Source organism: Stenotrophomonas sp. YJH_SMC_120 (assembly GCF_059368675.1).
In genome coordinates, this window is record NZ_JCAFRY010000011.1 from 61,060 (window position 1) to 86,826 (window position 25,767).

21 protein-coding genes are annotated in these 25,767 nt (G+C 63.8%); 15 read left to right on the plus strand and 6 right to left on the minus strand.

What is annotated here, in order from left to right; all coding sequences use genetic code 11:
• Positions 1-4 precede the first annotated feature (4 nt).
• From AC5P60_RS13910 to AC5P60_RS13930, 5 genes are read left to right on the plus strand one after another with little or no spacing between them, the layout of a single operon-like run.
• Positions 5-1,531 carry a type I restriction-modification system subunit M gene (locus AC5P60_RS13910; protein WP_164225314.1) on the plus strand — a complete coding sequence of 509 codons (1,527 nt, stop codon included), beginning with the start codon at positions 5-7 and terminating at the stop codon, positions 1,529-1,531.
• On the plus strand, positions 1,524-2,675 hold the full coding sequence (locus AC5P60_RS13915; protein WP_239502334.1) for a virulence RhuM family protein: 1,152 nt from the start codon (positions 1,524-1,526) through the stop codon (positions 2,673-2,675). Before AC5P60_RS13910 ends, AC5P60_RS13915 begins: the two co-directional genes overlap by 8 nt.
• On the plus strand, positions 2,672-3,916 hold the full coding sequence (locus AC5P60_RS13920) for a restriction endonuclease subunit S (protein WP_483693712.1): 1,245 nt from the start codon (positions 2,672-2,674) through the stop codon (positions 3,914-3,916). Before AC5P60_RS13915 ends, AC5P60_RS13920 begins: the two co-directional genes overlap by 4 nt.
• On the plus strand, positions 3,913-7,224 hold the full coding sequence (locus AC5P60_RS13925; RefSeq protein ID WP_495201760.1) for a type I restriction endonuclease subunit R: 3,312 nt from the start codon (positions 3,913-3,915) through the stop codon (positions 7,222-7,224). The genes AC5P60_RS13920 and AC5P60_RS13925 overlap by 4 nt, the downstream gene beginning before the upstream one ends.
• Positions 7,225-7,226: 2 nt before the next feature.
• Positions 7,227-7,976 carry a M48 family metallopeptidase gene (locus AC5P60_RS13930; RefSeq protein WP_164225316.1) on the plus strand — a complete coding sequence of 250 codons (750 nt, stop codon included), beginning with the start codon at positions 7,227-7,229 and terminating at the stop codon, positions 7,974-7,976.
• Between the two features lie 951 nt (positions 7,977-8,927).
• On the opposite strand, the gene AC5P60_RS13935 is transcribed toward AC5P60_RS13930, so the two are convergent.
• Positions 8,928-9,335 carry a hypothetical protein gene (locus AC5P60_RS13935; RefSeq protein WP_483693709.1) on the minus strand — a complete coding sequence of 136 codons (408 nt, stop codon included), beginning with the start codon at positions 9,333-9,335 and terminating at the stop codon, positions 8,928-8,930.
• 596 nt (positions 9,336-9,931) lie between these two features.
• Between AC5P60_RS13935 and AC5P60_RS13940 the strand changes: the two genes are divergently transcribed.
• Complete coding sequence (locus AC5P60_RS13940; RefSeq protein WP_483693707.1) at positions 9,932-10,702, plus strand: DUF3011 domain-containing protein; 771 nt, start codon at positions 9,932-9,934, stop codon at positions 10,700-10,702.
• A gap of 24 nt (positions 10,703-10,726) precedes the next feature.
• Here the strand turns inward: AC5P60_RS13940 and AC5P60_RS13945 are convergent, their stop codons facing one another.
• On the minus strand, positions 10,727-11,086 hold the full coding sequence (locus AC5P60_RS13945; protein WP_231522698.1) for a hypothetical protein: 360 nt from the start codon (positions 11,084-11,086) through the stop codon (positions 10,727-10,729).
• A gap of 117 nt (positions 11,087-11,203) precedes the next feature.
• Between AC5P60_RS13945 and rocF the strand changes: the two genes are divergently transcribed.
• The 3 genes from rocF (at position 11,204) to AC5P60_RS13960 (ending at position 12,850) form a co-directional block, all read left to right on the plus strand.
• Positions 11,204-12,124, plus strand: a complete 921-nt coding sequence (gene rocF / locus AC5P60_RS13950; RefSeq protein WP_483693705.1) for an arginase — start codon at positions 11,204-11,206, stop codon at positions 12,122-12,124.
• 160 nt (positions 12,125-12,284) lie between these two features.
• A complete protein-coding gene (locus tag AC5P60_RS13955; protein WP_005407710.1) occupies positions 12,285-12,422 on the plus strand; it encodes an entericidin A/B family lipoprotein in 138 nt (45 codons plus the stop codon).
• Positions 12,423-12,628: 206 nt separating this feature from the next.
• Positions 12,629-12,850 (plus strand): CsbD family protein, encoded by a 222-nt coding sequence (locus tag AC5P60_RS13960; protein WP_004153772.1) that lies wholly within the window; start codon positions 12,629-12,631, stop codon positions 12,848-12,850.
• A 67-nt stretch (positions 12,851-12,917) separates the two neighbouring features.
• Here AC5P60_RS13960 and AC5P60_RS13965 read toward each other — a convergent pair whose 3' ends face one another.
• The gene (locus AC5P60_RS13965) at positions 12,918-13,727 is read right to left on the minus strand and encodes a hypothetical protein (protein WP_111108760.1); all 810 of its coding nucleotides are present in this window, start codon (positions 13,725-13,727) and stop codon (positions 12,918-12,920) included.
• A gap of 108 nt (positions 13,728-13,835) precedes the next feature.
• Between AC5P60_RS13965 and AC5P60_RS13970 the strand changes: the two genes are divergently transcribed.
• The 4 genes from AC5P60_RS13970 to AC5P60_RS13985 all read left to right on the plus strand — a co-directional run bounded on the left by AC5P60_RS13970 (position 13,836) and on the right by AC5P60_RS13985 (position 18,531).
• On the plus strand, positions 13,836-15,128 hold the full coding sequence (locus AC5P60_RS13970; RefSeq protein WP_483693703.1) for a tryptophan--tRNA ligase: 1,293 nt from the start codon (positions 13,836-13,838) through the stop codon (positions 15,126-15,128).
• Positions 15,129-15,294: 166 nt separating this feature from the next.
• Positions 15,295-15,591 carry a hypothetical protein gene (locus AC5P60_RS13975; protein WP_024956159.1) on the plus strand — a complete coding sequence of 99 codons (297 nt, stop codon included), beginning with the start codon at positions 15,295-15,297 and terminating at the stop codon, positions 15,589-15,591.
• Positions 15,592-15,840: 249 nt separating this feature from the next.
• Complete coding sequence (locus tag AC5P60_RS13980; RefSeq protein WP_483693702.1) at positions 15,841-16,773, plus strand: MBL fold metallo-hydrolase; 933 nt, start codon at positions 15,841-15,843, stop codon at positions 16,771-16,773.
• A 105-nt stretch (positions 16,774-16,878) separates the two neighbouring features.
• Entirely contained in the window at positions 16,879-18,531 is a 1,653-nt protein-coding gene (locus AC5P60_RS13985; protein WP_483693734.1) for a M28 family metallopeptidase, read from the plus strand.
• A 169-nt stretch (positions 18,532-18,700) separates the two neighbouring features.
• On the opposite strand, the gene AC5P60_RS13990 is transcribed toward AC5P60_RS13985, so the two are convergent.
• Together AC5P60_RS13990 and AC5P60_RS13995 are read right to left on the minus strand one after the other, a co-directional pair.
• Positions 18,701-19,000 (minus strand): hypothetical protein, encoded by a 300-nt coding sequence (locus tag AC5P60_RS13990; protein WP_483693733.1) that lies wholly within the window; start codon positions 18,998-19,000, stop codon positions 18,701-18,703.
• 67 nt (positions 19,001-19,067) lie between these two features.
• On the minus strand, positions 19,068-20,402 hold the full coding sequence (locus AC5P60_RS13995; RefSeq protein WP_033833624.1) for an MFS transporter: 1,335 nt from the start codon (positions 20,400-20,402) through the stop codon (positions 19,068-19,070).
• Positions 20,403-20,625: 223 nt separating this feature from the next.
• Here AC5P60_RS13995 and yedA point away from each other — a divergent pair, with 223 nt between their 5' ends.
• Positions 20,626-21,531, plus strand: coding sequence for a drug/metabolite exporter YedA (gene yedA, locus AC5P60_RS14000; protein ID WP_414497865.1), 906 nt, complete (start codon positions 20,626-20,628; stop codon positions 21,529-21,531).
• Positions 21,528-22,424, plus strand: a complete 897-nt coding sequence (rarD, locus tag AC5P60_RS14005) for an EamA family transporter RarD (RefSeq protein ID WP_483693701.1) — start codon at positions 21,528-21,530, stop codon at positions 22,422-22,424. Before yedA ends, rarD begins: the two co-directional genes overlap by 4 nt.
• 207 nt (positions 22,425-22,631) lie before the next feature.
• Here rarD and AC5P60_RS14010 read toward each other — a convergent pair whose 3' ends face one another.
• On the minus strand, positions 22,632-25,490 hold the full coding sequence (locus tag AC5P60_RS14010) for a TonB-dependent receptor plug domain-containing protein (RefSeq protein WP_495201761.1): 2,859 nt from the start codon (positions 25,488-25,490) through the stop codon (positions 22,632-22,634).
• Between the last annotated feature and the right edge of the window lie 277 nt (positions 25,491-25,767).

A 25,767-nucleotide genomic window follows, 5' to 3' on the forward strand; every position in this document is an offset into this window, starting at 1 on the left:
CATCATGAACAGCACAACCGCCGAAATCGCCTCCGTCAGCCAGGAAGACATCAACGCCGCTGTCTGGGCCGCCTGCGACACCTTCCGCGGCACCGTGGACCCGAGCATCTACAAGGACTTCGTCCTGACCATGCTGTTCCTCAAGTACGTGTCGGATGTCTGGCAAGACCACTATCACGCCTACAAGAAGCAGTACGGTGACCACCCCGAGTTGATCGAGGAAATGCTCAAGAACGAGCGTTTCGTGCTGCCCGCCAGTGCCAGCTTCTATGCCCTGCACACCCTGCGGCATAGCCCTGGCAATGGTGAGCGCATCGACAAGGCGCTGCACGCCATCGAAGAAGCCAATATCACCAAGCTGCGCGATGTGTTCCAGGACATCAGCTTCAATTCAAACAAGCTGGGCGACGAGCAGCAGAAGAACGACATCCTGCGCCACCTGCTGGAAGACTTTGCCAAGCCCGAGCTGGATCTGCGCCCCAGCCGTGTCGGCCAGCTCGATGTGATCGGCAACGCCTACGAATTCCTCATCAAGAACTTTGCCTCCACCAGCGGTAAAAAGGCGGGCGAGTTCTATACCCCGCCCGAAGTCTCTGCACTGATGGCGCGCCTGATGGCGCCGCAAGAGGGTGACGAAATCTGTGACCCCACCTGCGGCTCCGGGTCGCTGTTGATGAAGTGCGGTCGCCTGATCCGTGAGAACACTGGTTCACGCAAGTACGCGCTCTATGGGCAGGAAGCCATCGGCAGCACCTGGGCGCTGGCGAAGATGAACATGTTTCTGCATGGCGAGGACAACCACCGCATCGAATGGGGCGACACCATCCGCAACCCCAAGCTGCTGGATGGCGCGGCCAGCCTCAAACACTTCGACATCGTGGTGGCCAATCCGCCGTTCAGCCTCGAAAAGTGGGGCTTTGAAGGGGCCGACGCAGACAAGTTCAGCCGCTTCCGGCGGGGCGTGCCGCCACGTACCAAGGGCGACTACGCCTTCATCCTGCACATGATCGAGACCATGAAGCCTGGCACCGGGCGGATGGCGGTAGTCGTACCCCATGGCGTGCTGTTCCGAGGCGCTGCTGAGGGCCGCATTCGCCAGAAGATGATCGAAGAAAACCTGCTCGACGTGGTGATCGGCCTGCCGGAAAAACTGTTCTATGGCACCGGTATCCCCGCCGCTGTGCTGGTGTTCCGCAAGAACAAGGCCGACGACAAGGTGCTGTTCATCGACGCCAGCCGCGACTTCGAGGCCGGCAAGAACCAGAACCTGCTGCGCGAAGCTGACCTGCAGCGCATCCTGGATACCGCCGCCACACGGCAAAGCGTGGACAAGTACGCCTACCTCGCCTCGCCAGCCGAAATTGCTGAGAACGACTTCAACCTCAACATCCCGCGCTATGTGGACACCTTTGAGGAAGAAGCCGAGATCGACCTGATGGCCGTGCGCAAGGAGCGCGAGCAGCTCAAGGCCGAGCTGGCCAGCCTGGAAGCCCAGATGGCCGTCTACCTGAAGGAGCTGGGCTATGAGTAAAGCCCCAAAATCGAGCAAGCCGACCAAAGCTATGACTGCACCGGTGGAGTTGACGGCATCGACCAGCGTCGAGAGCCAAGGCGAATTTGTTCTCTACACCACAGACGACGGCCTCACCCGCGTGGAAATGCGGGCCGAGGGCGATTCGCTGTGGCTCAGCCAGGCCGAAATCGCCACGCTGTTCCAGACCACGCCGCAAAACGTTACCCAGCATGTGAAAGCCATCTACGCCGAGGGTGAGGTCGACTCCGAGGCAACTTGTAAGTCCAGCTTACAAGTTCGCCAGGAGGGTGAGCGGCTCGTCCGCCGCAATGTGCGCTTCTATAGCCTGGAGGTCATCCTGGCCGTGGGCTACCGGGCGCGCTCGGCACGCGGCACCCAGTTCCGCCAGTGGGCCACGGCCAATCTGAGCGAGTACCTCCTCAAGGGCTTCGTGCTCGACGACGTGCGCCTGAAGAACCCGCCAGTGGGCGATTCGGTGCTGCCCGACCGCTTTGGCGAGCTGCTGGAGCGCATCCGCGACATCCGCGCCAGCGAGCGCCGCATGTACCTGCGGGTGCGCGAAATCTTTGCCCTGGCGGCTGATTACGCCCCCACGCTGCCCGAGACCACCGCCTTTTTCCGCATCATCCAGAACAAACTGCACTACGCAGTGTCGGGCCAGACCGCCGCCGAGATCATCCGCACCCGCGCCGACCACACCCAGCCGAACATGGGCCTGACTACCACCCGCAAGGGCCAGGTGCAGAAGGCCGACGTGGGCGTAGCCAAGAACTACCTGACCGAGCAGGAGATCACCGAGCTGAACCGCATCGTGACCATGTGGCTGGACTTTGCCGAAGACCAGGCCACACGCCGCAAGGAAGTCTTCCTGAAGGACTGGACCGAGAAGCTCGACGCTTTCCTCAGCTTCAATGATCGCCAGGTGCTGATTGGTGCTGGCAAGGTGTCGCACAAACAAGCTGTGGCCCATGCACAGAGCGAGTATGAGCAGTTTGCGGTGCAGCGCCGAGCGGCATTGGAAGCAGAGGGGAAAAACTATGCAGTCCGGGTGCTGGATCCCCGGTCATCTGACGAAAACTCCTTGGCCGCCTTGAACAAGGTGGCTGAGCGTTTGGCGAAAAAGAAGCGGGGCTACAAGTGAAGAGCATTCCTAACACTTGGCGCTCTATGACAGTTGCCGATGTCTGCGACCTGCGCAATGGGCACGCCTTCGGTCCAGAGGACTGGGGCACCGTCGGGCTACCAATCATCCGAATTCAGAACTTGAATGGCGGGAAGAAATTCGACCACTTCTCCGGCGTACCGGAAGAGCGATGGTTAGTCGAGCCTGGACAAATGCTCTTCTCTTGGGCCGGAACCAAAGGGGTCTCGTTTGGGCCAGCGATCTGGCGAGGTGCTCTTGGGGTACTTAATCAACACATATTTAAAGTCCAGTCAAAGAGCGGAATTGATATCGAATGGCTGTACTGGGCCCTTAAACATGTGACCAACCGCATTGAGGCGCAGTCACATGGATTCAAGGCAACGCTAGTTCACGTCAAAAAATCAGACATTGACCGCCAACCACTCGCAGTTCCTCCTATAGGCGAGCAGCGTCGAATCGCCCAAGTTCTCTCCACCTGGGATCAAGCCATCGCCACCACGGAGCGGCTCCTGCTCAACAGTCAGGAGAAGAAAGTATTGCTGTCTCAGCAAATGTTGACTGGCAAAGTGCGCCTCAAGCATTTTGCGTCCAGTGACGTCAAGCAAAGAACACCCTACGGATCATTACCCATCGAGTGGGGTTATCGTCGAATCGGTGAACTGGCGGTAGAGGTGAGGCAGAAACTGGGGGATGAAGAGCCCTATCCGGTACTGTCCTGCACGAAACACAAGGGTTTAGTTGACTCCTTGGCTTACTTCAATAAGCAGGTTTTCAGCGCAGATACGTCTACCTACAAGGTGGTCCCCCGAGGCAGCTTTGTGTACGCGACAAATCACATCGACGAGGGCTCTATCGGCTACCAGGACTTGTATGACTTTGGACTGGTCAGTCCGATGTACACCGTTTTCAAAGCCAACGACGAAGTTGATGACGCTTACCTGTTTGCGCTGCTGAAGACAGAGCACTACCGGCAGATTTTCGCGTCAGCAACCAACGCTTCTGTTGACCGCAGAGGAAGCCTGCGTTGGAAAGACTTTCGCAATCTTCGCATTCCACTTCCATCAATCGAAGAACAGAGGGCCATCGCAAAGGTGTTGGACAGTTCAGGGCGTGAGACTGAGTTGATTCAAGCTCAGCTGGAGCTTTTGCGTGATGAGAAAGCTGCCCTAATGTCCCAACTCCTGACCGGAAAGCGCCGATTCAAGTTGCCGAACGACGAAACGGAGGTGAAGGCATGAATACCACGCCCAACTCCCGCGAGCAGTACAGTTCACATCTGCCCGCGCTGCACCTGCTGTGCAGCCTGGGCTGGAACTTTCTGACCACAGCCCAAGCGCTGACCCTGCGCGGCAGCACGCGCGAGGTGCTGCTCAAGCCTCGTCTGATCGAGGTGCTGCAGACCCGGCGCTACGAATACAAGGGCCAGTGGTACCCGCTATCGCCCAGTGGCATCGACCAGATCGTGCGGGAGTTGTCGGCGCTCAGTCTGGCCGAGGGGCTGATGCCCGCCAACGAGCGGCTGTATGGCAAGCTGGCGCTGGGCATCACGGTGACGGAATTCATGCCTGATGGCAAGAAGCACCAGCCCACTATCGCATTGATCGACTGGGCTGACGCAAATGCCAACCGCTGGGATGTGACCGAAGAGCTGGAGGTACTGGCAGCACAAGGGACACACCACCGTACGCCCGATGTGGTGGCGTATGTGAACGGAATCCCGCTGGTGGTGATTGAGGCCAAGCGGCCGGAGTCGGGCGGTGGCAGCCATCCCGCCAAGGCGATGGTGACGGAGGGCATCAGCCAACATCTTCGCAATCAGCGGCCAGACGAAATTCCCAACCTGTTTGCTTATGCGCAGCTGCTGCTGTCCATCAGCCAGACCGAGGGGCGCTACGGCACCACCCACACGGCGGCCAAGTTCTGGGCCAAGTGGCGGGAAGAGGAGTTTGACCAGGCCCACGTGCAGGCGCTCAAGAACAAGGAAATCAAGCCGGAAGTGCGCGCTGCGCTGTTCGGCGGCAAGTCTGCCGCGCTGGCCGCGTACTTCGACACGCTGTGGAGCGCCCCCATGCAGGCTACCGAGCAGGACCGCTTGCTGGTGAGCCTGTTGACCCCGGCACGGCTGCTCGAATTCCTGCGTGGCTATGTGCTGTTCGACCGCAAGGTGGGCAAGATCGTGGCTCGCTACCAGCAGTTTTTCGGCATCCGTGCGCTGCTGGCGCGTATCAGCCAGACGAAGCCCGAGTCGCTAGGTGGGGGCCGCGAGGGCGGCGTGGTGTGGCACACCACGGGCTCGGGCAAGAGCTTCACTATGGTGTTCCTGACCAAGGCGCTGCTGTTGGTGGATGCCTTGAAGGAATGCCGTGTGGTGGTGGTGACCGACCGCATTGACCTGGAAACCCAGCTCGCCCGCAACTTCATCACCGGTGGCGCCTTTGGCTCCAGCATCGCCACGCAGAAGGATGGCGAGAAGAGCCGCACGCTGTCTGGTCGTGACCTGGCCCAGCGCATCGGCAAAGGTACCGAGCGCATCACCTTCACGCTGGTGCACAAGTTCAACACGGCATCCAAGCTGCCGGAGTGCCGCAACGACTCGGCCGACATGATTGTGCTGGTGGATGAAGGTCACCGCAGCCATGGCGGTGAAACGCATGAGCGCATGAAAAAGGCACTGCCCAAGGCCGCCTACATCGCCTTCACCGGAACCCCGTTGCTCAAGGACGAAAAGACGGCCAACAAGTTCGGCCCCATCGTGCATGCCTACACCATGCAGCGTGCGGTGGAGGACGAAACCGTGGCCCCGCTGCTGTATGAAGAGCGTGTCCCCGAGTTGGACATCAACGAAGAGGCGGTGAACCGCTGGTTCGAGAAGATCACCAACAACCTCAGCGATGCCCAGCGCACCGACCTGAAAAAGAAGTTCGCCAAGAAGGGCGCCATCTACGGTGCAGCCAACCGCATTGAGTTGATTGCCTGGGACATCGCCACCCACTTCAACGAGAACATCAAGAAACTGGGTCTCGGCCTGAAGGGACAGGTTGCCACCGACAGCAAGCTCGACGACATTCGCTACAAGAAGGCGCTGGACGACACCGGCTTGGTGACCAGTGCGGTGGTGATCTCGGCCCCGGACACGCGTGAAGGCAATTCCGATGTGGACGAGGACACGCTACCCGAGGTGCAAAAGTGGTGGAAGCAAGCCATGGCCACCTGCGGCAATGATGCCGAGATCTATGAGAAGCAGGTGGTCAGTGACTTTGGTGCGGACGGTGCCCCAGACTTGCTGATCGTTGTAGACAAGCTGCTGACGGGCTTTGATGAGCCCCGCAACACGGTGCTGTACATCGATAAGCCCCTGAAAGGACACAACCTGATTCAGGCCGTGGCCCGGGTCAACCGCCTGCATGACGCCAAGCGTTACGGCGTACTGGTGGACTATCGAGGGATCTTGAAGGAACTCGACACTGCCATCCGCTCCTACCAGGACTTGGAAGCTCGCACGCAAGGCGGCTTTGATGTCAGCGATCTGGAGGGCTTGTACCGACAGTTCAGCACTGAGTACAAACGTCTGCCTGCTTTGCACGATGCGCTCTGGTCGTTCTTCAATTCAGTAACCAACAAGCTCGACAGCGAGCAGTACCGGCAGGTGCTGGCACCGAAATCTTTGATGGGTAGCGACGGCGAGGAGTATGACGAGCGGCAGAAGCTGCGAGACGACTTCTACGAGGCACTGACAGCGTTTGGCCTGTGCTTGCAGACGGCGCTTTCATCCCGCAGCTTCTTCGAGGACAAGAGCTTTTCTGAAGCGCAGATCGCCCGGTACAAGGCTGATCTCCGCTTCTTCACCGAGCTGCGCCAGACCGCCCGTCGTGATGCGATGGAGACGGTGGATTACAGCGTCTATGAAGAGCAGATTCGTAAGCTGGTGGACAAACAGGTCATCGGAACAGAAGTGCGAGACCCTGATGGCGTCTATCTAGTGCACGAATTGGGTCAGGCGGAAGACCCGAAGGACTGGTCGGAAGAGAAAACGCGCAACGAGACGGACATGATCCGTACCCGGCTGCGCAAAACCATCGAGCAGGAGCTGGCGGCCGACCCCTATGCACAGAAAGTGTTTGGCGAGCTTCTGCGTCAGGCCATCGCTGAAGCGGAGGCGATGTTCGATCATCCGCTGAAGCAATACGCACTGTTTAGATCCTTTGAACAACAGCTTGAATCTCGCGCAACACCGGGCTTGCCCGACGTACTTTCGGAAAATCCAAATGCCAAGGCCTACTTTGGCGCAATGCGTCTCGTGCTGGGGGACGAGACCTTTGCAGGGGTGAGTGGCGATTTGAAGGAAAAGCTGGTGCAGCAAGCGATTGCCATGGACGCCGTGGTGCGCGACGCAGTGGCAGAGAACTCACTCAACCCACAGAACATTGAGGCTGCCATTCGCAAGGGTCTGCTGCCCCTGTTGTTTGGCACGGTGGGCTTGGACAACGCCAAGCTGGTGGTCGAGCAAGTGATCCAGATCACGCGTATCGGTTTGATCAGGTCTTGAGCATGCCGATGTGTGAACAACTATCCCAGCACCGCATCGCTTATGGCGATGAAGTCATTGCGTTTCATCTGCGCCGTCAGCCATCAAGGTCAGTGACGCGCGTCGCCATTCATGTGGAGCCGGACGCACGCGTGCTGGTGGATGCCCCCGATACGGCACCATTGGCAGAGGTTCTGGTTGCGGTAAAAAAACGTGCGCGTTGGATCAGCCAGCATGTCAGTGCTGCTAAGGTGCGATTGGCCCATGTGCTGCCTAGAGAGTACGTGAGTGGTGAATCACTGCACTACCTGGGCCGGCGTTATCGCCTGAAGGTTGTTATCGACGCAGGCTCAAAGACCCACGCCAGAATGCGGGGTGCTTTCATCGCCGTGACAGTACCAGAGCAAGCACCAGCCACGATCAAAAAAGCGTTGGATGCCTGGTATCGCCAGCGAGCGCGGGAGGTGTTTGCTGACCGGCTTGCGGTAGTTTCAGCTCCCCTCCGGTGGGTCAAGCAGCTTCCATCCACACGCCTGCAGTTCATGAATGTGCAATGGGGTAGTTGCTCCCCCTTGGGCCGTATCACACTGAACCCGTTGCTGGTGAAGGCTCCACGTGAGTGCATCGACTACGTGCTGCTTCACGAGTTGTGTCACCTCCTTCACCACAATCACAGCCCAAAGTTCTACCGGACACTTGATCGGCACATGCTGAACTGGAGAGCTGTCAAGGCGAAGCTCGACGACATGGCTGAGGAAGTATTTCGAATCTAGTGTGATGGTAGCTGGGGTTCAGTTATTTAGAATAGATTCAAACACATATCACCCAGTTGATGCCGGTGGTTACTGGCTTCGCGTGTAGATGCTCCGCAATGAAGCATCTTCCTTGTGTAGGGCTGTATGAAAGAAAGATCCGATTGCCTCTACTGTGTTTTGGTTGTCGCAGCATCCATCATTGCTGCGGTTGCTCGGTGCGCACTGTCTTCGGGCAGTGAAGACATCGAACCCCTTAATTGATACTGCATTGGCATACGCACAAGGCCCGGCATCGTCCGGGCCTTGTGCGTTTATGCGCTAAGAAGCGAAGAGAATACGACGCATCTGATTGAAACAATGGCCTATGCGGGCGCTAAGCCCTGGCATGGTCTGGGCAGTAGTCTTGAACAACATCAGCGGGTGGTGTGCAACAACACCCTGCAGATCGCTCTGGGAGGCAGCAGCGGAGCCATCTCGAAGCAGCTTGTGTGCCACACGACGCATCGACGCATCGATGCATCAGGCGCCAGCAATCGCCAGATCAGGGCATTTGCCGCGAACAGGTTCAATCAAACCGGATGATGCGGATCAACCCCTTTGTTGATGATCCGTCTCCGAAGGCCGCCAATGTGCCTCAGGGGAACGCCTCCTTCGCACCATCGTGGTTGATGAATGAGATAGTGCAGTGTGTCCGCGTTCCAGGACGTATCCGGGTGACGTCTCTGTCATTCAGGACGAAGCCATACCACATGCGCTCAGGACAGATGGAAAGCGCCATCACGGGTGCCGTGGACGCGATCATCTCGGCAACAACTCCGCCGCGCGAATCAAGTTCGTCCAGCTGCATTTCGATGAGAACAGGCCTCGGGTTTGGAATGGGTGTGCTCATTCCGGCAGCGAGCCTGGTTGACCTGAGAGCGGGGCGCGCGAGGTTGTGGAGGTGCGTGCTGAGGGGCTCAATAGTCCGCACTACCGAGCCGCACCCACCTGCAACGCCACATACTCCGCCAGCCCCCGGCAGGCCAGCATCAACCCTTCGCGCGCACCGTCGCCGATATCGTCCTTCTCTTCCCCATCCACGCGAACGCGCTCATTGGCGTGGTACAGCTCCAGCAGCGACACCAAACCCACCGCGGCGCGATCCCTGCGCGCGGCGGCTACCGCTTGGCCGGGCGTGCTTGACGACCCCTGCCACGGCTGTCCGTCGGCGGCATCGCCAGCCTGGATGCGGCGCAGGCAGGCGGGGAGGTTGATGGGCGCGGGCGCATCGTTGGCCGCGGCGAAGGCGGCTTCCAGGGGCTGCGCCAGTTCGAGCGGCAGATGCAGCGCGGCGTCGCCCAGCGTGGCAGTCAGGTACGGGTAGAGGGTCTTGGACATGCGGGCATCCTCGGCGGGAACAGAGGTGCCACCCGAAAAGGGTGGCGGACGATGCGTGGCTTCCAAGACCGGGTCAACGAATCGGCGGGCACGAGGCCCCCACGCACCGCCCGCCGTCGATCGGCGAACGGATTGCCAGCCGACGCCGCTCTTGGGAGGACGGCGCCGGCTGGCAAGCGTACACATCGTTGACAACACGGGCTTGGAAGTCCCGGCCACCTTTGCAGGGGGCGATTCATCATGCACACGGCAAATCACCGCCTACCAGTCGTTTGTTCCGATGGCATCGGGTGATCTGAAAGGGAAAATGAATTATCGCGTTTGGCCTGTTTCGAGCATCGCAATGCCAGAAACGACATATCGCGCGGCGCCGCCGTCATCGGCAATCCGGGCCGTGCCCCCGTTGTCGCACGGCTTGACGTGGCGTGCGATGTAAAGCTGGCTTAACAGCGGTGGCAAGACACCTAGGCCACGATATCAGACCCGAATGCCATAGCGCGCGCCTTACGGATCTTGATATTCCTCACGGACAGTAAGCAACGCCCCACCGCATACTGCTGCCACACGCCCATCCTGGGCCCCTTCGGGATCCGCACATGCGTCGCCATGCCCTGTCGCTCACCGTCGCACTGCTGTCCACTGCCTTCGTGGCCCCGGCCATGGCTGCTGTGCCGTTCTTCAACGCCAGCTGCCCGGGCGGCATCGATGTTCACGCCGACGATGGTGGACCCGTCTACGTGCAGGGCCGCGAGGCCACGCTGAAACGTTTCAACGACCGCTATTTCGAAGCACGCGATGCCAACAGTGGCATCACGCTGTCGATCAGCCGCAACGATGACGGCGCGCCGCAGGTCAGCTACACCGGCCGTGGCGGCGCCAATGGCATCTGCCAGGTCAGCGCCAGGGGCACGTCCGCGCTTACCGCAAACAGCGCACGCGCTCGCGACGCTGCCTCCGGAGATGCCGCACTACCGCGCGAAGTCACCTGCGAATCCACCGGCCAGCAGCAGGTCTCTTGCGATCTGAACACCCGTGGCAACGTGGAAATCGTGCGCCAGCTCAGCCGTACCCGCTGCGAGGAGGGCAAGAACTGGGGCCTGTCGCGGCACTCGGTATGGGTCAATGGCGGCTGCCGCGCGGTGTTCCGCAATGTGTCCTCGGTGACTACCCCCGCGCCGGCAGGCGATACCGCGTTGGGCGCCTGCAACATGCGCAAGGGCGCGCAGGGCGCGCTGGTGACCCAGATGCCGGTGGGCAGCGATTACCAGGAACTGATCATCGATTATCCCGATGGCCGCTTCCTGTGCATGATGCGCAACAACGGCCAGGTGCAGAGCGTGACGCCGGTGCGCCGCAGCGGACGCTGAGCGCGCAGCGGGTTGGGGCAGGCTTCAGCCGCAGGACCTATACAGCAACACCCACGCCAGTATCAGGGTGAACATACCAACGAAGGTCAGGCCGAACCATAGCGCCGCCAGCTTCACGTTGCCAATCAATGCCGTCGCCACACGGGGCAGCTCGCTTTTCAGAATCGGGTGTTCGGCGTGTGCTTTGCGCAGACGCTGCCAACCCAACCCGAGGAATACCAGGGTCGAGAACGGCACCAGCAGCAGCGTCGCCTGCATCAACCAGCCGTTCTGCGACGCATCGATCGAGCTGCTGAAAAAACCGCAAGAGCGGCGATGGGTAGCGCCCCGATGAAAAAGCGCGGCCAGGCCGTATTGATGAAGGGCGACATCGCAATCTTCCATGAAGCGGGGGCAGGTCCGCGCGGCATCATGCCATGTGATTGCCCTGCTGCACCGCCGCGAGTGGTGTCACACAGCTCTGGCTAGACTGTGCTTCTTTTTCCCCCGCAGGAGGCACCCATGGCCCATCCCATTTCCGTATCGTTGATTGGCGTTCCCACCGACGTGGGTGCCGGCCATCGCGGTGCACGGCTTGGCCCGGAAGCGCTGCGCGTGGCCGGCCTGCCGGAGGCGCTGGAAGCGCGCGGCGTGGACGTGCGCGACGTGGGCAACCTGGATGGCCCGCGCAACCCGTGGACTGCGCCGGTGGAAGGCTACCGCCACTTGGACGAAGTGGTGGCGTGGAACCATGCACTGATGGAAGCCAGCTATGCCGAACTTCAGGCCGGGCGCATGCCGATCATGCTCGGCGGCGACCATTGCCTGGGCATCGGTTCGATCACCGCCGTCACGCGCTGGTGCCGCGAGCAGGGCAAGACCCTGCGCGTGCTGTGGCTGGATGCGCATTCGGACTTCAACACCAGCGATGTCACTCCGTCGGGCAACATCCACGGCATGCCGGTGGCCTGCCTGTGCGGCCTGGGCCCGGATGCACTGACCCAGCTCGGTGGTACCGCACCGGCGATCACCCCGGCGCAGGTGCACCAGATCGGCATCCGTTCGGTGGACCCGGAAGAGAAGCGCCTGATCAAGACCCACAAGGTGGATGTCTATGACATGCGCTACATCGACGAGAACGGCATGAAGCGCGCGGTCGAGGCAGCACTGGCGGGCATCGACGAGAACACCCACCTGCATGTCAGCTTCGATGTGGATTTCCTCGACCCGAGCATCGCACCGGGCGTCGGCACCACCGTGCCGGGCGGGGTGAACTACCGCGAGGCGCAGCTGGTGATGGAGATGATTGCCGACACCGGGCGCATGGGTTCGCTGGACATCGTCGAGCTCAACCCCTTGCTGGACAAGCAGAATGCCACCGCCGAACTGGCCGTGGACCTGGTCGAAAGCCTGTTCGGCAAGTCCACCCTGATGCGCGACTGAGCTCTTCGCCTGAACGGATCGATGATCCGTTCACACGCGCTCCACGCCCCTGCCGCCAGATTGCACATCACGCGGCGGCAGTGGCATTGGCTCCTTCCGCCGAGCGACCGAACCCCATCCGCGAATGAAGCGGTATAGCGGCGAACCCAAGGAGAAGCCCATGAAGCGCGTAGTTGCCCTGATGCTGTTGTCGATGTTCTCGGTGGCCCTGCTGGCCGGTTGCAACACCGTTGCCGGTGCCGGCAAGGACGTGCAGAAGGCTGGCGAAAAGGTTGAGGATGCCGCCAAGGGCCGTTGAGCCTGAAGTGGACGGAAAGCAAAAAGGCCGGGGGGACCTCCCCGGCCTTTTTTCTTGCGCGTTTTTCTGCAGCGTACGTGTCGAAGCGTAGTGAACCATTCAAGCAGGTGAGCAGTGCTTTCATGGTCGGTTGACCGGCACTCAACAGCCGCTGCGCGAAGCTGTAGCCACGGTAAGAACGCCGTTGCAACCAAGGACTCCCAGCAATGAACAAAGACATCATTTCCGGCAAGTGGTCGCAGCTGAAGGGCAAGGCCCAGGCCAAGTGGGGCGATCTGACCAACGACGATTTCGATGTGGCCGAGGGCAATGCCGAGTATCTGGCCGGCCGCCTGCAGGAACGTTATGGCTGGGCCAAGGACCGCGCTGAGAAGGAAGTCCGTGAGTTCCAGGATGCCGTGAGCAAGGACTACCCGGACTACAAGTAAGCGCTACGGTTTTCCCCCACAGCACGACGCCCGCAACCTTACGGTGCGGGCGTCGTGCTGTCTGCGCTCAGCGCGCCGGCGGGTCCGGCACGTAGCGGTTCGGGAACGCTTGCGGTTCGCGCGGCAGGCGCGACGGCGGCGTATCGACCAGGATGCCGCGCGCGCGCAGATTGCGGGCGCTGTCGTAGCGCAGCTGCAGAACCTGTGCCGGGCTGCGGCTGGCACGTTCGAAGTCGGTATCGCGTACCGACGACTGCTCGCGTGCGCCGTGGCCGGTGCCCAGCGCAGGGGCCTGTGACTTGCTGGCATAGCCCTCGATGCGGCTGTTGCTGGCGCTGGCATCGGCCGCCGCTTCGGCCGTCGGGGCCGGTGCCGGCAGCGGCAGGCTGCGGCGCAGGATCGGATCCGGACGCCAGCGGCGCGCTTCCTCGAACACCGCCACGCCGACCACGCCGATGTTGTCCGGGCGACCGGTGCGGCTGGCATAGCTGCCGCTGGGGCTGCTGAACACGAACTGCGCCACTTCATCCTGGCTCTTGCGCCAGCCGGTGATGTCGGCGCGCTGGCCGGGGTTGAGCACGTAGCCGGTCTGCGACGGATCGGCATCCTCGCCGGAGATGACGTTGACGCCGTCCACCGACAGCACCACCAGCACCCGGCGCGGGCTGTCGTTGTACAGGCGCACGGCGTAGCGGTGGCCGCGCTCGCCGGCCACCCAGCGCTGGCCCTCGGCAGGGTAGCTGCGCAATTCGGTGCCGCGGTCGCGGTCGACCAGAGACATGCGCACGGGGCCGCCCTCGTAGGCCGGCGGCGGCATCGGGGCGGGGCGGAAGCCGGCCAGGGGCAGGATCAGCAGCAGGGGCAGCAGGCGTTTCATCGGGCGTCTCCAGCGGGGTTGCGTGAATGAACGCGCCGCAGGCCCTGACGGGGTTGGTGGCGTGCAAGGTAAACTGGCCCCGTTCATCGAAGGTTACCCCACGCAGTCATGACCACCCGAGTCCTTACCGGCATCACCCCCTCCGGCACGCCCCACCTGGGCAACTACGTTGGCGCCATCCGTCCGGCCATCGCGGCCAGCCGCGCGCCGGGGATCGAGAGCTTCTTCTTCCTGGCCGACCTGCACAGCCTGATCAAGTCCCAGGACCCGCAGCGCACCCAGCGCGCGACCCTGGAGATCGCGGCCAGCTGGCTGGCCTGTGGCCTGGACCCGGAACACGTGTGGTTCTACCGCCAGAGCGACATCCGCGAGACCACCGAGCTGATGTGGTTCCTGACCGCCATCGCCAGCAAGGGCATCCTCAACCGCGCGCACGCCTACAAGGCGGCGGTGGACAAGAACCGCGAGGAAGGCGTGGACGAGGACGCAGGCGTCAGCGCCGGCCTGTTCATGTATCCGGTGCTGATGGCCGCCGATATCCTGATCTTCAAGGCCAACCACGTACCGGTGGGCCGTGACCAGATCCAGCACATCGAGATGGCGCGCGACTTCGCCCAGCGCTTCAACCACGTGTATGGCAAGGAGTACTTCCCGCTGCCGGACGTGGTGATCGACGAGCAGGTGGCGACGCTGGCGGGCCTGGATGGCCGCAAGATGAGCAAGAGCTACCACAACACCATTCCGCTGTTCGTGCCGCGCGAGGAGCTGAAGAAGCTGGTGTTCTCGATCCTGACCGACTCGCGCGCACCTGGCGAGCCGAAGGACACCGAGGGCTCGGCGCTGTTCCAGATGTACCAGGCCTTCGCCACCCCGGAACAGACCGCCGAATTCGCCAGGGCGTTCGCCGCCGGCATCAGCTGGGGTGACGCCAAGCAGCAGCTGTTCGAGCGCATCGACAGCGAACTGTCGCCGCTGCGCGAGCGCTACAACGCGCTGATGGCCGAGCCGGAGAAGATCGAAGCGCTGCTCAAGCGCCGTGGCCAGCAGCTGCGCGAGCAGCTGGCGGCACCGCTGCTGGACGAACTGCGCCATGCGGTGGGCCTGCGTGACCTGTCCACCGCAGGCGATATCGCCAGCGAGGACGCCGGCGTGGCCCGCGTGGCACCGCCGCAGTTCAAGCAGTACCGCGACAAGGACGGCCGCTTCTACTTCAAGCTGACCGCCGGTGACGGCACGCTGCTGATCCAGAGCGAAGGCTTCGATTCGCCGCGCGATGCGGGGCAGTTGATTGCCGTGATCAAGCAGGCGGAGCAGGGTGACCAGCTGCAGAGCGAACTGTTCAAGCTGGACGCCGAAGTGGACGCCGTGCTGGCGGCCCTGGCCATGCTGCGCGAAGCGTAAGGGTAGTGCCGGCCGCTGGCCGGCAACTGCATAGGAAACGCCGGCCAGCGGCCGGCACTACCACGGCAACTGCATAGGAAATGCCGGCCAGCGGCCGGCACTACCCGCGAACGAAGGTCATGGCATGATGTCCGCGCGCCTCCGGCGCGATGACATGGAGTCTGCGATGGCCTGGTTGTCGCTGCTGCTGTTCCTGCCCTGGTTCCTGCTGCTGGGCAGCCTGTACTGGCTGTTCCCGCGCCAGCCGCGCACCCCGCGGCGGCGCCTGTTCGATGGCTCCACCCTGCTGCTGGCCTTCGCCCTGAGCATCGCCTCGATGCTGTGGGGGTATCGACTTGGCATGGCACAGCCCGGCGCCGGCCCGATCTGGCCGCAGGTACTGGCGGTGCTGTACGCCTACGGCGCATTCCTGGCGGTGCTGGTGCTGGCCCTGCTGCTGCGGCCGCGGTTCGCATTGCGCTGAACCTGGCCCTTGCGCACCCGATGGACCTGCGGTTGGTTGGCCTGCGCTTGCCCTTGCCTGCGCTTGCCCTTGCTAGAGTCGACTGTGAGTCGACTGCTCTTCTGGAAGCCCGCGCTGCGCGCGACAGTCGACTGACAGTCGACTCTACCCGCCCACAACCCGGCACTACCCGACCAAAGCCGCATCGAACCCGGACCGCCCGCGCGCCTACCATGGGCGTCTGTTCCCGATCCTGCCAGGTGCGTGCCGATGATCGCCGACCCCAGCATCCACACCATCGATACCGGCTTCCAGCGTCCCGACTTCGACGCGGCCTATCTGATCGTTGAAAGCGACCGCGCCGCGTTCGTCGACTGTGGCACCGGCCTGTCGGTGCCGGCGATGCTGCAGGCGCTGGCCAACGTGGGTCTGGCCGTTGACGCGGTGGACTGGCTGCTGCTCACGCACGTGCACCTGGACCACGCCGGCGGCGCCGGCCTGCTGATGCAGCAGCTGCCCAACGCAAAGGCAGTGCTGCACCCGCGCGGTGCGCCGCACATGATCGACCCGACCCGGCTGATTGCCGGTGCCACGGCGGTGTACGGTGCCGAGGAAATCGCGCGCAGCTATGGTCGTATCGAGGCCATTCCCGAACATCGTGTGGTGGTGGCCGAGGACGGCCACCGTATCGACCTGGCCGGCCGCGAGCTGGTGCTGCTGCACACCCCGGGCCACGCACTGCACCATTACTGCGTGTGGGATGCACGCAGCCGCAGCTGGTTCACCGGCGATACCTTCGGCATTTCCTACCGCGAGCTGGACAGTGCGCAGGGGGCCTTCATCTTCCCGACCTCGTCGCCGGTGCAGTTCGACCCGGAAGCGATGAAGGCCTCGATCCAGCGCATGCTGGGCTATGGCCCGCAGGCGATGTACCTGACCCACTACGGCCGCGTGGAGCAGGTGCAGAAACTGGCCAACGACCTGTTCGAACAGATCGATGCGATGGCCACCATCGGCCGCCAGTGCGATGGCCGGCCGGACCGCCACCGCTGCCTGCTGGCCGCGCTGCAGGCGCTGTACCTGGAACGTGCACAGCTGCATGGCTGTGCGCTGGACGATGCGGCGGTGATCGCTGTTCTGGCGATGGACATCGAACTCAACGCGCAGGGCCTGGCCTGCTGGCTGGACCGCATCAGCAGGTAGACCCATGCCATGCGTGGATGACGCGAGCCCAGGCTGCGCCGTGATGTCACGACCACGTTACACTCTGGTGACTTCCAAGCTAGCCGTGGTACTGCCGTGAATCCGATGCGCGTGTTGCTGCTGTCGTCCTGCCTGTTTGTCGGTGGCCTGGCCCATGCGGCCAACGACCTCCCGGGTGGCGGCATCGATCCGCAGGCTCTGTCGCGGCACGTGCGTGTGCTGGCATCGGATGAATTCGAGGGTCGCGCGCCGGCCACCGAGGGCGAAGAGCGCACGGTGCAGTACCTGATCGAGCAGTTCCGCAGCTACGGCCTGCAGCCGGGTGGCGTGGATGGCAGCTGGGTGCAGCCGGTGCCGCTGGTGCGCGCGCAGCTGGACGGGCCGGCCAAGGCCAGCCTGTCGCTGAAGCAGGGCAAGCGCGCGCTGGCCAACGGCGTGGACGTGACCCTGCAGAGCCTGCAGCCGCGCAAGCGCGTGCAGATCAAGGACGCGCCAATGGTGTTCGTCGGCTATGGCATCGACGCACCGGAACGCCACTGGAACGATTACAAGGACGTGGACCTGCACGGCAAGATCGCCGTGGTGCTGATCAACGACGCCGATTTCGAGGCCGATGCGCCGGGCGCGTTCGATGGCAAGGCGGTGACCTACTACGGCCGCTGGACCTACAAGTTCGAGGAAGCCGCGCGCCGTGGTGCCGAGGGTGTGCTGATCGTGCACGAGACCGCGCCGGCCGCCTATGGCTGGGCCACGGTGAAGAGCTCGGGCACCTCGCCGCTGTTCGACATCGAACGCGGCCAGGCCGAGGCGATGGCGCAGCACACGCCGCTGCGTGGCTGGATGCAGCGCGAACTTGCCGAGGCGATCTTCGCTGACGCCGGCTTGGACTTCGATGCCGAGAAGCGCAAGGCGATGCGTGCCGACTTCCGCCCGGTGGCACTGGACAACGCGAAGCTGAGCGTGGATTTCGCGCTCAAGCGCGAGCAGGTGGTGACCCGCAACGTGGTGGCCAAGCTGCCCGGTGGTGAACACGCCGACGAGGCGGTGATCTTCTCCGCGCACTGGGATGCCTTCGGAATCGGCCAGGCCGACGCCAAGGGCGACCGCATCCGCCGTGGTGCGATCGACAACGCCACCGGCGTGGCCACAGTGCTGGAACTGGGCCGCGTGTTCGCCGCCGGCCCGCAGCCGCAGCGCACGCTGTACTTCGTGGCCCTCACCGCCGAAGAGAAGGGCCTGCTGGGCGCCAGCTACTACGCCGCGCATCCGCTGGCGCCGCTGGACAAGACCGCTGCAGTGCTGAACATCGAGATGTTCAGCCCGGATGGCGCGACCCGCGACATCGCTTCGTGGGGCAAGGGCCGGGTGTCGCTGGAAGGCGACCTGGAACGCGTGGCCAAGGCCCGCGGTCGCAGCTACAGCCCGGACCCGAACCTGGAGGCCGGCTTCTTCTACCGCGCCGACCACTTCGCCTTTGCCCGCCTGGGCGTGCCGGCGATCACCATCGGCCCGGGCCTGGACAAGCTGGACGGCGGTGTTGAAGCCGGCCGCGCGCTGCGCGAGAAGTACTTCGCCGACTGCTACCACCAGGCCTGCGATGCCTGGACCCCGAACTGGGATCCGAGCGGCCACGCGGCTGACACTCTGCTGGTCTACGACCTGGGTGCCGAGCTGGCCAACAGCCGCCGCTGGCCGACGTGGGAGAAGGAATCGGAGTTCCGCGGCGCGCGCGACAAGAGCGAAGCGGCCCGCCGCTGAGGCTCGGGACCGGCGAGGTGTCATGTCATTCCGCCGGGGGTAGAGTCGACAGCCAGTCGACTATCGCGCGCAGCGCGGGTTTTCCGGTGCCGACAGAGAGAGCAGTCGACCAACAGTCGACTCTACCGATTGCGGATTGCGGATTGCCATTGCCGGCCAGCGGCCGGCACTACCTGCGCCGGCGCAGCAGCGTCCATGCACCCCAGCCGGCGGCAGCGAGCGCTGCCAGATAGCACGCCACCATCGTACGCAGGCCAACCGGCGACCCTGCATTGATGCCGCGATGCAGGCGCAGTTGCAGCGAGCTGTGGCCGCTGCCCAGGTCCACCGCCAGCTGCAGCGCCAGCGCGGCGCAGAACACCAGCAGGGCGACCCCGAACCCGGTGCGTGGCCACGCGGCCTGTGCGTTGGGGCGGCGCAGCAGCCAGGCCAGTACCGTGGCTGCGGCCAGCGCCGCCGCGATCCACATCAGTGGCGTGGCGGGAGACGCAGCGGCCACCGGCAGTGCACCGGTGGCCGCGATCAGGGCAACGCGCTTACTTGCGGGTGCCGTCGAGCCAGTTGGGGCCCTTGTTGGTGAGGAAGAACACATAGACCACCAACGATACCGCGATCGTTGCGGTCACGTAGATGGCGAACCAGTCGACGTGGCCTGTCTTCAGCGCGCCCTGGTACAGCAACGGGGCGGTGCCGCCGAACAGCGAGTTGGCCAGCGCGTAACCCAGGCCTACGCCCAGCGCACGCACGTGGGTGGGGAACAGCTCGGCCTTCACCACGGCATTGATCGAGGTGTAGCCGGTGAGGATGACGAAGGCCAGTGCCAGGGTCAGGAACGCCAGCGTGGCGTCGTGCTGGTGCGGCAGCTGGGTGATCAGGTACCAGCTGTACAGCACGCCGCCGACACCGAAGAACACCAGCAGGGTCTTGCGGCCGATGATGTCCGACAGCCAGCCGCCGATCGGCTGCAGCACCATCAGGAACGCCAGCACGCCCAGGTTGATCAGGGTGCCGGTCATCGGGTCGTTGCCCGCGAATGCGCTCTGGATCATTTTCGGGCCGTTCACCGAGTAGGTGTAGAAGGCCACGGTGCCACCGGCGGTGATCAGGAAGCACAGCAGCAGCGGCCGCCACTGGTGCACGAACAGCTCGTACATCGAGCCGGACTTCTGCGCCTTGCCCTCGCGCGCAGCTTCGATCGACGACTCCGACAGCGATTCGTCCATGCCGCGGCGCAGCCAGAACACCACCACCGCGGCGATGCCACCGATGCCGAAGGCGATGCGCCAGCCCCACTCGGAGATCTCCGGCTTGCCCCAGAAGGTCAGCATCAGCAGCAGGGTCAGCTGGGCCAGCACATGGCCGCCAACCAGGGTGACGTAGTGGAAGGAGGACAGGAAGCCGCGACGGCCGGGAATGGCGGCCTCGGACATGTAGGTGGCGCTGGCGCCGTACTCGCCGCCGGTGGCGAAGCCCTGCAGCAGGCGCGCGAACAGCAGGATGACTGCGGCCCAGATGCCGATGCTGGCGGCGGTGGGGGTGATGGCGATCAGGAACGAGCACAGCGCCATCAGCGTGACCGAGACAGTCAGCGCCAACCGACGGCCGTGGCGGTCGGCGAAGCGGCCGAAGAACCAGGCACCGATCGGGCGCATCAGGAACGTGGCGGCGAAGATCGCCCACACGTACATCGTGGAGTTCTTGTCGTCCGGCGAGAAGAACTGCGATTCGAAGTACACGGCGAACACCGAGTACACGTAGACGTCATACCACTCCACCAGGTTGCCGGCGGAGCCTTTGAGGGTGTTGGAGATCGACCTGCGCAGGGCGGCGCGGTCGTTCGCGGGTACGGCAGGTTGGGACGTGGTGCTCATCTGGGTGGGAATCCTCGATGCGGCGCGTCCGTGCGCAGGGAAAACGGCGCACGGCCTTGGGGCGGCGCGGCCGGGCAGCCCTCTTGGTACTGCATCGGCCGTCAACACGGGGTAGCAGACCAGAGCAGGGTGCATGGATGGATGACAGCGTGCCACCGTCCGGGGTGCCGGACCATACTCAAAACGTCCTAGAATCCGCCTTCCCCCGGCTCCCTGGTGTGTCATGTCGGTTCCCCCCTCTTCGTCTGTGGCTGCCCCCCGGGGTGGCCTTGTCGCGCTGGCATTGCTGCTGGTCTACGTGGTCTGGGGCTCGACCTACCTGGGCATCGCCAAGGCCCTGCACGGCGGCGCGCTGCCGCTGACGATGGTTTCCGGCAGCCGGTTCATCATTGCGGGTGGCCTGATGTTCCTGGCCTTGCGCCTGTTCTGGAAGATGCCGAACCCGACCCTGCGGCAGTGGCGCAACCTGGTGGTGATGGGCGTGACCATGCTGGTGCTGGGCAACGGCATGGTGGTGCTGGCCGAGCGTGAGGTGTCCTCGGGCCTGGCCGCGACAGCGGTGGCCTCGGTGCCGCTGTGGATGGCGCTGTTCTCGGCGCTGCGCGGGCAGCATGCCAGCCGCGGTGAGTGGCTGGGCATCGCCATCGGCTTCCTCGGCGTAGTCTGGCTCAACGCCGGCAGCAGCCTGACGGCCTCGCCGACCGGGCTGGTGCTGCTGCTGATCGCGCCGATCGGCTGGGCCTTCGGTTCGGTGTGGGCGCGCGGCCTGGACCTGCCGGGCCCGTTCATGACCGCCGCCGGGCAGATGATCTGCGGTGGCGTGCTGCTGGTGCTGATCGGCCTGGCGGTCGGCGAGCGCCCGACCACGCTGCCCGATACCGGTGGCCTGCTGGCGATGGCCTACCTGTGCGTGTTCGGTTCCATCGTTGCCTTCACCGCCTACGTCTGGCTGCTGCAGAACGTGCGGCCGGCGCTGGCCGGCAGCTATGCGTACGTCAATCCGGTGATCGCGGTGCTGCTGGGCGCGCTGCTCAACGGCGAGCGCTTCGGCTGGCGCGACCTGCTGGCGATGGCGGTGATTCTCCTGGGTGTGGTGGTGCTGACAATGGCAAGGACGAGAAAGAAGTGAGCATGGACGAGAAAGAACAACGCCGGGGCCTGCTGGTCACCGCATCCACCTTCGTGATCTGGGGCCTGGTGCCGGTCTATTGGCACCTGCTCAACGAGGTACCCTCGTTCCAGATCATCGCCCACCGCATCATCTGGAGCACCGTGATGGTGCTGGGCTGGCTCTTGATCAGCTCGGGCCTGGGCTGGTGGCAGAAGATCGCCGCGCAGCCGCGCGCGCTGCCGATCCTGCTGGTGTCGAGCCTGACCATCGCCTTCAACTGGGGCCTGTACATCTGGGCAGTCAACGCCGGCCATGTGATCGAGACCAGCCTGGGCTACTTCATCAACCCGCTGGTGAACGTTCTGCTGGGCGTGCTGGTGCTGAAGGAGCGGCTGCGGCGCCTGCAGTGGATGGCCGTGGCGATGGCGGCGGTGGGCGTGGCCTGGCTGACCATCGACGCGGGTACGCCACCATGGATCGCGCTGGGCCTGGCCTGTTCGTTCGGCCTGTATGGCCTGCTGCGCAAGCTGGTCTCGGTCGATCCGGTGGCCGGCCTGGGCGTGGAGAGCATGTACCTGTTCCTGCCGGCGCTGGCCTTCGCGATCTGGGCGGAAAACGGCCATGGCGGCGCGTTCTTCCATGGCTGGGGCTGGCGCAATGACCTGCTGCTGGTCTTCGGTGGCGCAGTGACCGCAGTGCCGCTGATCGGTTTCGCCTACGGCGTGAAGCGCATCCCGCTGTCGCTGGTCGGCATCCTGCAGTACATCGCGCCGAGCCTGCAGCTGCTGCTGGGCGTGTTCTTCTTCCACGAAGCGTTCGATACTGCCAAGGCGATCGGCTTCGCCGCGATCTGGGCCGGCCTGATCCTGTTCGTCGGTGACAACATCCGCACGATGCGCGCCAAGCGCTAGCGCCGGCGGGGCTGCGGGGTCGGATCCCTCCGCAACGCGGAGGGCTCTGACCCTGTTCTATCCGTCGCGTGGGGTCAGAGCCCTTCGCAGGGTGAAGGGATCCGACCCGCTTCCACCCAAAAAAGAACGGCGCCCCGAAGGGCGCCGTTCTGCTTCCATCCACCGCCAGGAGAGAGAGATGGCGGTGGCGGGAACGCGGTTGCAGGCTTAGAAGCGCTGCTGGTACTTCATGTACATGAAACGACCGATGTCGAAGCCACCGTAGTAGGTGAAGCTGCTGTTCGGCTGGCTGTACATGATCGGACCCTGGTGGTCGAAGACGTTGTTCACGCCCAGCGACACGGTGCCGTCCCACGGCAGGCTGTAACGCACCTGCAGGTCGTGGAAGGTGTTGGAGCCCACCTTGCGGCTCGGCTGCGCATCGGTGTACGGCGAGACGAAGCCGGCCATGTTGCAGTCCGGGCCACCGGCCAGGTCATACGAGCAGGCTTCCTTCATGCCCGAGTAGTAGCGGGCGGTCCAGCCGATGCCCAGGTCGCCGTACTGCCAATCCAGGTTGAAGGTCGAACGCACGCGGAAGTTGCCCTGCCAGCCGGTCTTCTGCTCCACCGGCGTGGTGGCGGCGCTGTCGTTGCGCTGCTCCAGGTAGTCGGTGTAGGTGGTGTTCCAGGTGGCGGTAAAGCGGCCGAACGCGGTTTCCGGCAGGCGGTAACGCAGGCTGAAGTCGTACCCGGCGGTTTCGCGGTAGCCCGCATTGACCAGCGAGCGGTCCAGCGACGTCACCTGACCCAGCGTCTTGGCGCTGGTGGAGCGGGTGAAGCGGCCGCACGCCGAATCCACGCCCTGCACGTAGCACTGGTTGAGGATGTCGGTGGCCGACTCACCCACGATCGCGTTGTCGATGCGGATCTTCCACCAGTCCAGGCTGACGTCCAGGCCCGGCACGAACTCGGGGCTGTACACCAGGCCCACGGTCCAGGTCTTGGCGGTTTCCGGCTTCAGGTTCGCATTGGAACCGGAGTCGAAATCGGCGATGCCCTGCTGGCCCGGACGGTTGGCGACGTTGCCTTCCGACGCGGTCTGCTGGCGGAAGTCCGCCGGCACCTTCAGCGCCTGGCAGCGTGCGGCCACGGTCGCACTGCTGGCAGCGATGCCGAACGAGGTATCGCACGGATCGGTGAACGAATCACGGCTCTTCACCGCACCGCCGTACAGGTCGTCCACGGTCGGCGCACGGAAGCCGGTGCCATAGGTCGCGCGTACCAGCAGGCTGTCGATCGGCTTCCACTTCAGGCCGAACTTGCTGTTGGTGGTCGAACCGAAGGTGTTGTAGTCGGTGTAGCGGCCGGCCAGGTCCAGCGACAGTTCACGCGCGAACGGCATGTCGGCCAGCAGCGGTACCTGCAGCTCCAGGTAGACCTCGTTGAGCGAGTAGTCGCCACGGGTCGGCTGGCCGGTGGTGCCGGCAATCTGGCCCTTCTGCACCATCAGGTCCGGGGTGTAGCTGGCTTCTTCGTTGCGGTGCTCGAAGCCCATCGCGGCCATCACGTCGCCGGCCGGCAGGGTGAACACCGAACCGGAGATGTTGGCGCTGGCGACCTTCGTGGTGCTCTTCATCTTGTCGACGAAGCGGGTGAACAGGTAGTCCTGCACGTCCTGGTTGCTCAGCGAGCCCGGGCCCGCATAGCCCATCGGCGCGGCCGGGTTCCACGGCACGCAGCCGGCGATCACTGCACCCGGGCTGCCGCAGCGTGCCACGGTGCCATCCATGAAGGATGGGCCGACCGCCAGGTCGACGTGCGGCTGGTACATGCTGCCGGTACCGATGCGCTCGCCTTCATTGCGGTTGTACATGTAGCTGACGTTCCAGTCCCAGTAACGCGAACCGGTTTCGAAGCTGCCTTCCAGGCCGATGCTGGCGCGCTTGGTGTCCAGGTTGTTCTCGGTCGCACGCGGCATTTCTTCGGTGCGGTGCGAGAACAGCACGTCCTGGCCCCAGTGGTTGAACGCACTGTCCTTGGACAGGGCAGCACGGGAACCGTTGCGCGCCTGTGCGGTGGACACCGAGTAGGGGTAGCCGGCCAGGTGCTTGGTCGACTCGCGCTTGCTGTACAGCGCGTCGGCCACGATGCGCAGGTCATCGGTGATCGAGAAGCCACCGTTGGCGAACACCGAAGTGCGCTCCAGGCCGCTCAGCAGGCTCATGTTGGTCTTGGTGTTGGCACCATCGGCCGGATTGGGCGTGTGGAAATTGCCCTTCTGGCTCGGGTCGCCGCCCGGGCCCACGGTCAGCGACTTGCCGTCGACAGTGACGCTGCCCCACTGCGTGGTCTGGTTCAGTGCCTTGACGTCGTCGGGATGGCGCGGGCCACCCGGGTAACGGCTGAACTCGCGCTCGCTGCCGAGGATCTCGTCTTCCTTGGTGCGCTCGGCGCCGACGCTGAACCAGCCGCGGTCGAAGGTCTTGCCGAAGGTAACGCTGTAGGAGCGCTTCTGGCCGTCACCTTCACCGTACTGGCCGACGTAGACGCTGGCTTCGCCACCGTCGAAGTTCTTGCGGGTGATGATGTTGACCACACCGGCGATGGCGTCCGAGCCGTACAGCGCGGACGCGCCATCGGTGAGCACTTCCACGCGCTCGACAATCGCCGAGGGAATCGAAGCCAGGTCGGAGTAGCCACCGGCGCTGACGCCCATGCGGCGGCCGTCGATCAGCACCAGGCTGCGCTCCGGGCCGAGGTTGCGCAGGCTGACGTACGTGCCGCCGAAGTCGCGCGAAGAACTCAGCGACGACGAGCGGCTCAGGCTCGGTGCGCCGGCGGCGGTGACGTCCTGCAGGATGTCGGCGACGTTGATGTAACCCTTCTTCTCGATCTCGGCGCGGCTGAGCGCGACGACCGGCTGTGCGGTCTCGACACTGGCCTGGCGGATGCGCGAGCCGGTGATCTCGATGCGATCGAGGTTGGTCGGGGTATCGCCGGCGCTCTGTGCGAAGGCGGGGGTGGTGCAGCTGGCGGCCAGCGCGATGACGATCGCGTTGCGCAGCGGATTGGTTTTCAGGGACATCCGTGAAATCTCGTGTTTCAGGAAAACAAGCGCCCGTTCTATGGACGCGTGGGGTGCTGCAAACCAACGTGGGGGGGCGATTCTAGAATGTTTCCATTCGTAACTGTTTGCCTCTGCGCCGCGGATGTGCGCGAAAATGAATCGCAACCAACAATCCACAGATGGGATGTGCGCGACGTCACGCGCGTTGCGCTCTCGATGGGCAGAGGCATCGATAGCGGCGTATTTCCCGCAATCTGTAGCCGTGTGCGTGCGCCGGCATCCATCCACGCATGGC

Bases quoted from the DNA above. Each gene is read 5' to 3' on its own strand.
- AC5P60_RS13910 (WP_164225314.1), top strand. From the start codon at position 5: ATGAACAGCACAACCGCCGAAATCGCCTCCGTCAGCCAGGAAGACATC.
- AC5P60_RS13915 (WP_239502334.1), top strand. From the start codon at position 1,524: ATGAGTAAAGCCCCAAAATCGAGCAAGCCGACCAAAGCTATGACTGCA.
- AC5P60_RS13925 (WP_495201760.1), top strand. From the start codon at position 3,913: ATGAATACCACGCCCAACTCCCGCGAGCAGTACAGTTCACATCTGCCC.
- AC5P60_RS13930 (WP_164225316.1), top strand. From the start codon at position 7,227: ATGCCGATGTGTGAACAACTATCCCAGCACCGCATCGCTTATGGCGAT.
- AC5P60_RS13935 (WP_483693709.1), bottom strand. From the start codon at position 9,335: ATGTCCAAGACCCTCTACCCGTACCTGACTGCCACGCTGGGCGACGCC.
- AC5P60_RS13940 (WP_483693707.1), top strand. From the start codon at position 9,932: ATGCGTCGCCATGCCCTGTCGCTCACCGTCGCACTGCTGTCCACTGCC.
- AC5P60_RS13945 (WP_231522698.1), bottom strand. From the start codon at position 11,086: ATGGAAGATTGCGATGTCGCCCTTCATCAATACGGCCTGGCCGCGCTT.
- rocF (WP_483693705.1), top strand. From the start codon at position 11,204: ATGGCCCATCCCATTTCCGTATCGTTGATTGGCGTTCCCACCGACGTG.
- AC5P60_RS13955 (WP_005407710.1), top strand. From the start codon at position 12,285: ATGAAGCGCGTAGTTGCCCTGATGCTGTTGTCGATGTTCTCGGTGGCC.
- AC5P60_RS13960 (WP_004153772.1), top strand. From the start codon at position 12,629: ATGAACAAAGACATCATTTCCGGCAAGTGGTCGCAGCTGAAGGGCAAG.
- AC5P60_RS13965 (WP_111108760.1), bottom strand. From the start codon at position 13,727: ATGAAACGCCTGCTGCCCCTGCTGCTGATCCTGCCCCTGGCCGGCTTC.
- AC5P60_RS13970 (WP_483693703.1), top strand. From the start codon at position 13,836: ATGACCACCCGAGTCCTTACCGGCATCACCCCCTCCGGCACGCCCCAC.
- AC5P60_RS13975 (WP_024956159.1), top strand. From the start codon at position 15,295: ATGGCCTGGTTGTCGCTGCTGCTGTTCCTGCCCTGGTTCCTGCTGCTG.
- AC5P60_RS13980 (WP_483693702.1), top strand. From the start codon at position 15,841: ATGATCGCCGACCCCAGCATCCACACCATCGATACCGGCTTCCAGCGT.
- AC5P60_RS13985 (WP_483693734.1), top strand. From the start codon at position 16,879: ATGCGCGTGTTGCTGCTGTCGTCCTGCCTGTTTGTCGGTGGCCTGGCC.
- AC5P60_RS13990 (WP_483693733.1), bottom strand. From the start codon at position 19,000: ATGTGGATCGCGGCGGCGCTGGCCGCAGCCACGGTACTGGCCTGGCTG.
- AC5P60_RS13995 (WP_033833624.1), bottom strand. From the start codon at position 20,402: ATGAGCACCACGTCCCAACCTGCCGTACCCGCGAACGACCGCGCCGCC.
- yedA (WP_414497865.1), top strand. From the start codon at position 20,626: ATGTCGGTTCCCCCCTCTTCGTCTGTGGCTGCCCCCCGGGGTGGCCTT.
- AC5P60_RS14010 (WP_495201761.1), bottom strand. From the start codon at position 25,490: ATGTCCCTGAAAACCAATCCGCTGCGCAACGCGATCGTCATCGCGCTG.